Consider the following 8,923-nt stretch of genomic DNA (forward strand, 5'->3'; position numbering starts at 1 on the left):
TCGTCGGTGGCCCTCGGCTGGATCGTCGGCATCGATGTCGGAGGGACGTTCACCGACGCGATCGCGCTCCACCGCGACGGCCGAGCGAGGGTGGCGAAGGTCGCGTCGACGCCGAAGGATCCGTCGATCGCGCTCGTCGACGCGTTCGAGGAGCTGGTGAAGGACGGCGTCGAAGCAGCGGAGGTTGGTCTCGTCTTCCACGGCACGACCGTCGCCACGAACGCGATGCTCACCGGACGCGGGGGCCGCGTCGTGCTCCTGGCCACCGAAGGCTTCCGCGACATCATGGCGTTCCGGAACGGAACCAAGCCCCACCTGTACGACCTGCGGCAGCCGCGGCCGAACGAGCTCGTCCGGCGCGAGGACCGACTCGACGTGCGGGAGCGCCTTTCCGGGCTCGGCGAGGTCGTCGAGCCGCTCACGCAAACGGAGATCGGCCGCGTCGTCGCCGAGGTGAAGGCTCGGCAGCCCCAGGCCGTCGCCATCGCGTTCCTGTTCAGCTACCTCCGCGACGACCACGAGCGCGCGCTTGCAGACGAGATCCGAAGCGCGCTCCCCGGCGTTCCCGTGACCGCGTCGTCGGAGATCGCGCGCGAGTTTCGCGAGTATCCGCGCACCGCGACGGCCGTCGTGAACGCCTCGCTCCGTCCGATCGTGGGGCGATACGTGGCCGACGCCGCCGCGGGGCTTCGTGAGATCGACGTCGACGCGCCATTTCTGGTCATGCAGTCGAACGGTGGATGCGTGCCGGCCGAGCGCGCCGAGCGCGAGGCGCACCGGCTGCTGCTCTCGGGGCCGACCGCCGGCGTTGCGGGCACGATCGCCCTCGCCGCACGTCACGGTGTCGACGGCGTCATCGCGTTCGACATGGGAGGCACGTCGCTTGACGTGTGTCTCGTGCAGGGGGGCGTGCCGCCGACGACCTCGACCCAGGTCGTTCAGGACCATCCGATCCTCGCGCCGTCGGTCGACATCGTGACGGCGGGTGCCGGAGGCGGAAGCATCGCGGAGGTCGATCGGGCAGGACGGCTCCGCGTCGGTCCGCAGAGCGCCGGGGCGGATCCGGGACCGGCGGCGTACGGCCGCGGCGGGACCGACGCCACGCTCACGGACGCGCACGTCGTCGCGGGCATCCTCGGACCCACGCCGCTCGCCGGGCGGCTGCCGCTCGACGTCGACGAGGCGCACGGTGCCGTCGGCGCGGTCGCCGGCCGTCTCGGGCTGGAACCGATCCGCGCGGCGGAAGGGATCATCGCGGTCGCCGCCGCGCACGGCGTTCGGGCGCTCCGTCGTGTCTCCGTCGAACGCGGTCTGGACCCGCGCGGATACGCACTCGTTGCGTTCGGTGGTGCGGGGCCGCTGCTCGCCGGCCGCGTTCTGGACGAGCTGGGCGTCGCGTCGGTACTGATCCCCGCGCATCCTGGGTTGTTCTCCGCACACGGCCTGATGGCGGCGAGCGTGCGGATCGACGACGCGCAGACGATCCTCCGTCTACTCGACGACGACGTCGCTCGGGAGCTGTTGACCTGGTACCGGGCGGCGAGCGCCCGACTCGTCGACCAGCTCCGCGATGACGGGATCTCGCGATCGAAGATCCGGATCATCGCCAGCGCGGACTGCCGGTACGAGGGTCAGGGCTACGAGCTCGAGCTGCCGGTTCCATCGGTCTCGAACCGCGGGATCGGCGCGCTCCCTCGCGCGTTCGCCGAACGGCACGCAGCGATGTACGGGCACGCGGATCCCCGCGAGACGGTCGAGATCGTCACGACGCGCGTGGCGGCGTTCGGCGACCTCGAGCGCCACGAGCCCGAACGCATCCCGCGCGGCACGAGGACGCCGCCAGACGAGGCTCGCATCGGCGAGCGTCGTGCGCTCGTTCACGGCCTGACCGCGCCGCGCCGGGTGGCCGTGTATCGGCGCGAACACCTGCGATCGCGAAACGTCATCGACGGTCCGGCGATCGTCGAACAGATGGACTCGACGATCGTCGTGGGGCGGGGTCAGCGGGCGACCGTCGACGAGGAGGGGAGCCTGTGGCTCCGCGCCGCCCGATGAACGCGCGCACGGCACGAGGCGGACGGCGCCGCGGCGTGGACGGCCGGCTCGACCCGATCACGTTCGAGCTCGTTCAGGCCGGGCTCATCTCGACGGCCGAGGAGATGGGCGTCGTCCTGAAGCGCTCGAGCTATAGCCCGATCATCCGCGACATGGAGGACTTCAGCTGCGCGATCTTCGACTCGGACGGTGCGCTCGTCGCGCAGGCAGACTTCATCCCCGCCCAGCTCGGCGCGATGTCCCTCGTCGTCGGTTCGGTCCTCGAGCGGTGGGGGGACGAGGTGGACGACGGCGACGTGTTCGTGGCTAACCACCCGTACATGGGGGCGATGCACACCCCGGACGTGAACATCCTCCAGCCCGTGTTCGTGGGTGGTCGGCTGTTCGCGTGGACGGGCGCGACGGCACATCACCTCGACGTCGGCGGGGTGAACCCCGGCACCGAGGGACCCGAGCTTCGCGAGATCTACGCGGAGGGCGTCGTGCTTCCGCCGATCCGGCTGTACAGGCGCGGTGCGGACAACCGTGATGTGTTCGATCTCCTGGCGGAGAACGTTCGCGATCCCGCGTCGACGATCTCGGACCTTCGAGCGCAGCGAGCGGCATGTGCGCTCGGGGAGCGGCGCGTGCGCGAGCTGATCGATCGGTTCGGCCATCGCGCCATCCGGACCGGCTTTCGTCAGGCGATCGACGTCGTCGAACACTCCACGCGCGAGCTCCTCAAGGAGCTGCCGGACGGCGACGTCGAGGCCGAGGGCTTCATGGACGACGACGGCCGCGGAGGACCGGCGACGCGGATCCACGCGCGGATCACCAAGGAGCGAGATCGACTCAACGTCGACCTGTCCGGGTCGTCGCGTCAGGTGGCCGGTGCGTTCAACGTGCCGTGGGCGAGCACACGCGCGTCCGTCGTCTACGCGCTTCGTGCGATGACCGACCCATCGATGACTGCGAACGACGGGCTGCTGCGTCCCCTCCGGATCATCTGTCCGCGCGGGACGGTGCTCAACCCTGACCCGCCGGCCGCCGTCTCGGTTCGTCACAACACGTGCCAGCGGCTTGCCGACGTGCTCGTTCGCGCGTTCTCCGAGTTGTGGCCGAGCCGCGCCGTCGCGAGCAGCACCGTCACGTTCGCCGCGATGAACCTCGGCAGCCGTTCGCCGGCGACGGGACATCGCTCCGTGCTGAGCGACGTCCTCGGCGGCGGAACCGGCGCGCATCCGGACGGGGCGGGTCTCGACGGTGTCGATACGTATATGGCGAACGTGGGCTTGATGCCAGTCGAGGTGGCGGAGACGAACTACTCGGTCCGCGTCCTTCGCACCGAGCTCATCGACGGGTCGCAGGGTCGGGGAACCCACGACGGCGGGCGCGGTATCCGCCGCGAGTACCTGGTTCTCCAGGGACCCGAGGTGGCGACGTACTACGCGGAGCAAACGGATCCACGGTTCCGCCCCGCCGGAGTTGTGGGCGGGGGGGACGCCGCCCCGTCGCGCGTCACCGTGGTCGATCCGGGCGGGAACGCTCGCGACCTGCCGCAGAAGACGACGGTCGAGGTCGAGCAGGGGACGATCGTCCGGTTCGAGACGAGCGGCGGCGGAGGGTACGGCCCGCCGGACGAGCGTTAGGGCGCTAGTCGGCGAAGCACGTCGCGACCTGCTCGACCCCGCTCACGTCGTCGTCCGGATCTCCCTGGCCGACGTCGACGCCGAGCCCGCCGACGAGCGTGTCCCCGCCGGAGCTGTCGGCGGTCGCGAGGCACTGATCGTTGCCACGGCCGCCGAACACCGCGTCGATGCCGTTGAAGTCCGTCAGGTGGTCGGCGCCGACCCCTCCGACCCAACGGTCGTTGCCGGCAGACGTCACGCCGCTGAAGTCGCGGCCCTTGCCGCCCCGGGAGACGTCGTCGTCCGCTCCCGGATCGAGGAAGTCCGAACCGCCCCCGCCGAGCAGACGGTCATCGCCACTCCCGCCCTGAAGCGTGTCGTCTCCGGTGTCCCCACGGAGGACGTCGTCGCCTGCAAGGCCGCGGATGATGTCGTTACCGCCGCCGCCGCAGATGACGTCGCGGCCGTCGGTTCCGCGCAGCCGGTCGTCCTGACCTGTGCCCTCGATCGTGCACCCGCCGGCAGCCACCATCGCCGCCGACATCCCCATGGTTCCGAACGCTAGAAGGATCACGGAGGCGATGGCCGTTCCGCGTGCACGCATGGCCACTCCTTTCGATCTGCCTCGATGGGCCGCCAATCCTATGGCCCCTCAATGGAGGGGTCGAAGCACGGGGACCCGGATGGTGCGAGACCGCTACGACCGCCCGGCCGCCTTCGCCAGCCGTACGGCGTCGTCCACCGACCCCGTCCACGGATCGCCGTGACCCGGAAGCAGCACGTCGGCGGGTAGTCCGGTGAGGTCGTCGAGCGACCGCAACGCCAGCTCCGAGTCGCGATTCAGCGCGTCGGGATGGATCTGCGGTCCGGTACGTCCCGTAAGCGGGTTCAGCGTCGACATGGCGTCGCCGGTCACGAGGGCACGACGGCTTTCGAGCACCACGGCGCAGCTGCCCTCCGTGTGACCGGGCGCGTGGACCACTCGAGGACGGCCCGGCGCGTCGAGCGTCTCACCGTCGCCGAACGTCGACATCTCGTGGATGGGAACGATCTTCAGTCCGCCGCGCCGGAGGAGCGAGAACAGCGTTCGATACGCCTCGAGCCGGAGGAGGTACCTGCCGTAGCCGGCCGCGTTCTTTCCGCGCGGCTTGCCCGTGCGCGCCAACGCCTCGTCCTCGGCGTGCACGCGAACCGTCACCCCGGCCTCCGAGCGGGCTCGTTCGGCGAACCCCGTGTGATCGCTGTGCGCATGCGTGAGGAGAACGGTTTCCACGTCGTCGAGCGTGCGGCGGAGCGTTCGCAAGGTACGGATGAAGAGGTCCCAATCGCCTGGCGTTCCCGCGTCGATCAGCGTGATCCTTCCACCATCCTCGATCACGTAGAAGTTTGTGACGCCTCCGCTTAGCCGATGAATGCCCTCGGCGACCTGCATCCGGCGATCGTAATGGTCAGTGACAGCCGTCGAACGAGAAGTGGCCGGGGTCGGAATCCGGCAGCGCCTGACACCATCCAGCTTCTTCGAGAGCCGCGATGACACCAGGCGTGTCGAGCATCTCCTGGGTCACGTCGATCGCCAGCGCACGCTGGTGCCACGAAAGACCGGGGCGCGCGCACAGCCCGGGGCACCCTCGGCGCTTCCCGCAGATCGCCTCGCACGCGGCGCGCTGTTCCTTGCACGAGCGGTAGGACTCGACGACGTCGATCTCGAAACCGACGGTGGCTTCCGCGGCTCGAAACGCATCCATCGCATCGGGGACGAGAACCACGTTTCCGCGTCGAACCACGTCGTCCGGCCGGCCGCAGACGCGCTCGATCTCGCTTCCTCGCCAGAGGACGAACCCGACGGCCGCCGCAGACACGACCACGACCGCCACACCGACGACGAGCAACCGACGCCTACGAACGACCGCGCGACGCCCACCGCGGCGCCGCGCGCGCGCCGTCGTCGACCTCACTCGAACCAGTATCGCTGTGTCGATCCGCAACAACGATCTCTGCGTAGGCCGATGTGCCTACTGGACCGGCCCTTGACGAGATCGATAGCGTGAGAACGTCCCCATGGCCGGGGTAGCGGTGCGGTTCGGCGTCGCCGTCGCGCCAGTTTGAGGTTGAGCGCGGCGTTGGTCGGGCGGCATCGCTCCATGCACGACGTCGAGGGCACGCGATGGCGAGACCGGACTGCCCACGCTGCGGCTCGGATCTGGTCGCGGTCGCCGTTCCCGACAGCCCATCCGAGTGGGTCGAGGAGCTTCGCGGCGGGAGCGTTCATGCGCATCCCGTCACGCTCGGCGAGGCCAACTGGCTGTGCAGGGTGTGTGGCTATCGGTGGGAGCCTCCGCCCGACGCCGATCCCGCGGACCTGGAACAGGGGAGCTTGGAACAAGGGGATCTCGAACGGGGAAACCTGAAGCAAGGAGACCGCGAACAAAGGGACGTAAAAAGGGACCTGGAGCACGCGAACCTGGAACGATCCGCCCCCGAGCGGGATCAACCGCCGATGCGGCAATTCGCCGAGCTCCTGAAGCTCGGGCCCGAGCGGTCGTTCGTGACCGCCGGCGGCGAGACGACGCTGAAGGACCTTCCCGACCCTCGACGACGGCGAAGCATCGTCGGCGCGGTCATGGCGTTGGCGTCCCTCGCGGTGGTCGTCGTGCTCGCGCTTCAGGCGCCGAGGTCGTCGCCGGTGTCCGATCTGCCCGAGCCCACCGATGCGGCGGCGAACGTTGGTGGGCCGGGCCCGGTGACCCCTTCCCCGTCACCGGAGCCTGATCGCCGCGGCGTGCGTGCGGTGCTCGACGTGGAACAGCCGTGCTGGGTTCGGGTGGTCGCCGACGGGGAGTTCGTCGACGAGGTCACGCTGCAACCGGGCGACTCGCCTGTCTACCGGGCGAAGCGGGGCCTTCAGCTGCGGCTGGGCAATGCCGGCGGCGTGACGCTACGGGTGAACGGAAACCCGATCCCCACGGGACCGCCCGGCGAGGTGACGACCATCACCCTCTCGTGGCGGGACGGAGACCTTCACGTCGAGCGGGTCACGCTGAGCTGACCACCCGTAGCGACCCCTCCGCCATGAGCCGTTCGCGAACCAGCGACAGCTCGAGGGGCGGCGAGAACAGGAAGCCCTGGCCGATCTCGCACCCCATCCCGAGCAGCGAGTGCTGCAGTTCCGCCTGCTCGATCCCCTCGGCGATCGTTTCCAGCCGCAACGTCGAGCCGAGCTGAACGATCGCCTTGGCTACGGCCGACCCGCCGGTTCCGCCGGTGGCCGCCGAGATGAACGTTCGGTCGATCTTCAGGATGTCCACCGGGAACGTGTGCAGGTAGCCGAGCGACGAGTACCCGGTCCCGAAGTCGTCGATCGCGATCCGCACGCCGAGTGCGCGAAGCTCCTGGACTCGGCGGGTGCCGTCCGCGGCGTTCGACATCATCGCCGTCTCCGTGATCTCCAACACGAGATGTTCGGCCGCTAGGCCACTGTCGCTGATGGCGGCGGCGACGACGTCGACGAGATCGTCCTGTTCGAGCTGTCTCGTCGACAGGTTGACGCTGATCCACGGCGTCACGCCGAGCTCCTCGTGCAGATCGCGAACGCGCTGCGTCGCCTCTCGCAACACCCACGTTCCGAGCTCGACGATCTGACCCGTCTCCTCCGCCAGCGGAATGAACTCCAGCGGCGACACCATTCCTCTCGTTGGGTGATTCCAGCGAACGAGCGCCTCGAGTCCCACGATCCGCTCCGATCGAAGGTCGACGATCGGCTGGTACCGCAGCACGAGCTCGCCTAGCTCCACGGCTCGCGCGAGCTCGCGCCGAAGCGCCAGGTTGTCGGACGCCGCCGCGCGAAGCTCCGGCGTGCCCAGCCGATACCGGCTCTTACCCTCGGTCTTCGCCGCGTACATCGCGATGTCGGCGTCGCGCAGCAGCAGATCGCTCGTGCTTCCTTCGTCCATCGTGGCGATCCCGATGCTCGCCTGTATGAGCACCTCCTGATCGGCAACGCGGAACGACGTGCGAAGCGATGTCAGGATCCGCTCCGCAACGGCGATCGCCGACTGCTCATCGGTGTCCTCGAGCAGGATGGCGAACTCGTCGCCGCCGAATCGCGCGGGCGTGTCGGAGGGGCGGATCAGTGACTCCAGTCGCCTGGCGAACCCCACGAGAAGGTCGTCTCCGGCCGCATGTCCGAGCGCGTCGTTGACGCCCTTGAACTCGTCGAGGTCGAGGAACAGTAGGGCCATCGGCGTGCGCTCGCGCCGCATGAGCGCGTGGTTCAGGCGTTCGAGCAAGAGCGCGCGGTTCGCCAGACCCGTGAGCGCATCGTGGAACGCTTGATAGCGGATCTCGTCCTCCAGGCGGCGACGGTCGGTGATGTCCTGAACCGTGCCCACCAGGCGTGTCGAGGTTCCGTCGTCGTCGGCGGGGACCGAGCCCATGCCGTGGACCAGCCGGATCTCGCCGTTTGGCCGCACGACCCGAACCTCCATCTCGAACGGAGCTCGCGTGCGAAAGGCTTCGTCGACGGCCGGTTGGATCTTGTACCGGTCGTCGGGGTGGATCAGCTCGTTGAAGTCGTTGTGCGTCGGGTCGTACTTGCTCGGATCGACGCCGAGGATCCGGTAGAGCTCGTCCGACCACTCCATTTCGCCGGTGGCGGTGTCCCAGTCGTAGCTCCCGACGCGCGCGAGGCTCTGCGCTTCGGCCAGGTCTTCGTTCGCCCGGAGCAATTCCAGCCGAGCGGCACGCTCGCCGCCGATGGCGATCTCGTTCAGCCGCCACGCGATCAGGCAGACCACGCTTTCGGCGGAGATGAACAGCCCGTGGACCAAGGCCCACTTCCACGGGTTGGCGATGCCGGCCGGATGGTTGAAGACGCTGGTTGGATCGAGCGCGCCGAACAGCCCGTGGTGAACGACGACGTAGACGATGGCGACGCCGAACGGGAGCCACGACTGATACAGCGTGACGAGCGCGACCATGACGAAGAAGTGGAAGTGCATCTCGATCAGGCCGCCGCTGAGGTGCGTGAAGATCGCCGAGCAGGACATCAGCCCGATCGTGGCCAGGACCTCGCGCGAACGCTTGGTGAAACCGGATAGGGAGGCCCCCACCGTGAACGGGACGACGATGGACGCCTCGGCCAGGGAATGCCCAACGCTGCTCCCCGTCGCGATCCCCATCCACGGGATGACGAGCACGTGAGCCCATAGAAGGAGGACGATCCCGCGTTGCCGTCGGCGCCAGCTCTCGGCGGGTAGCGAACC

At 69.1% G+C, this 8,923-nt stretch carries 7 protein-coding genes; 3 read left to right on the plus strand and 4 right to left on the minus strand.

Annotated features, from left to right (window positions below):
* The first annotated feature begins 6 nt into the window (after window positions 1-6).
* Together VFA08_11900 and VFA08_11905 are read left to right on the plus strand one after the other, a co-directional pair.
* Window positions 7-2,055: a hydantoinase/oxoprolinase family protein gene (locus tag VFA08_11900; GenBank protein ID HYZ14287.1), complete on the plus strand. Its 2,049-nt coding sequence runs from the start codon at window positions 7-9 to the stop codon at window positions 2,053-2,055.
* Window positions 2,034-3,683 (plus strand): hydantoinase B/oxoprolinase family protein, encoded by a 1,650-nt coding sequence (locus VFA08_11905; GenBank protein HYZ14288.1) that lies wholly within the window; start codon window positions 2,034-2,036, stop codon window positions 3,681-3,683. Before VFA08_11900 ends, VFA08_11905 begins: the two co-directional genes overlap by 22 nt.
* Window positions 3,684-3,687: 4 nt before the next feature.
* Here the strand turns inward: VFA08_11905 and VFA08_11910 are convergent, their stop codons facing one another.
* The 3 genes from VFA08_11910 to VFA08_11920 all read right to left on the minus strand — a co-directional run bounded on the left by VFA08_11910 (window position 3,688) and on the right by VFA08_11920 (window position 5,617).
* The gene (locus tag VFA08_11910) at window positions 3,688-4,266 is read right to left on the minus strand and encodes a hypothetical protein (protein HYZ14289.1); all 579 of its coding nucleotides are present in this window, start codon (window positions 4,264-4,266) and stop codon (window positions 3,688-3,690) included.
* A 93-nt stretch (window positions 4,267-4,359) separates the two neighbouring features.
* Window positions 4,360-5,094 carry an MBL fold metallo-hydrolase gene (locus VFA08_11915; protein HYZ14290.1) on the minus strand — a complete coding sequence of 245 codons (735 nt, stop codon included), beginning with the start codon at window positions 5,092-5,094 and terminating at the stop codon, window positions 4,360-4,362.
* 16 nt (window positions 5,095-5,110) lie between these two features.
* Entirely contained in the window at window positions 5,111-5,617 is a 507-nt protein-coding gene (locus tag VFA08_11920; protein ID HYZ14291.1) for a D-alanyl-D-alanine carboxypeptidase family protein, read from the minus strand.
* A 209-nt stretch (window positions 5,618-5,826) separates the two neighbouring features.
* Here VFA08_11920 and VFA08_11925 point away from each other — a divergent pair, with 209 nt between their 5' ends.
* Complete coding sequence (locus tag VFA08_11925; protein HYZ14292.1) at window positions 5,827-6,708, plus strand: RodZ domain-containing protein; 882 nt, start codon at window positions 5,827-5,829, stop codon at window positions 6,706-6,708.
* On the opposite strand, the gene VFA08_11930 is transcribed toward VFA08_11925, so the two are convergent.
* The coding region (locus tag VFA08_11930) for an EAL domain-containing protein (protein ID HYZ14293.1) at window positions 6,695-8,923 on the minus strand (2,229 nt) is incomplete at its 5' end. The genes VFA08_11925 and VFA08_11930 overlap by 14 nt on opposite strands.

Source organism: Actinomycetota bacterium, assembly GCA_035640355.1.
Lineage (GTDB): Bacteria > Actinomycetota > UBA4738 > UBA4738 > HRBIN12 > CALGFI01.

Coding starts and splice junctions, on each gene's coding strand:
- VFA08_11915 (HYZ14290.1), bottom strand. CDS start 5,094: ATGCAGGTCGCCGAGGGCATTCATCGGCTAAGCGGAGGCGTCACAAAC.
- VFA08_11925 (HYZ14292.1), top strand. CDS start 5,827: ATGGCGAGACCGGACTGCCCACGCTGCGGCTCGGATCTGGTCGCGGTC.
- VFA08_11910 (HYZ14289.1), bottom strand. CDS start 4,266: ATGCGTGCACGCGGAACGGCCATCGCCTCCGTGATCCTTCTAGCGTTC.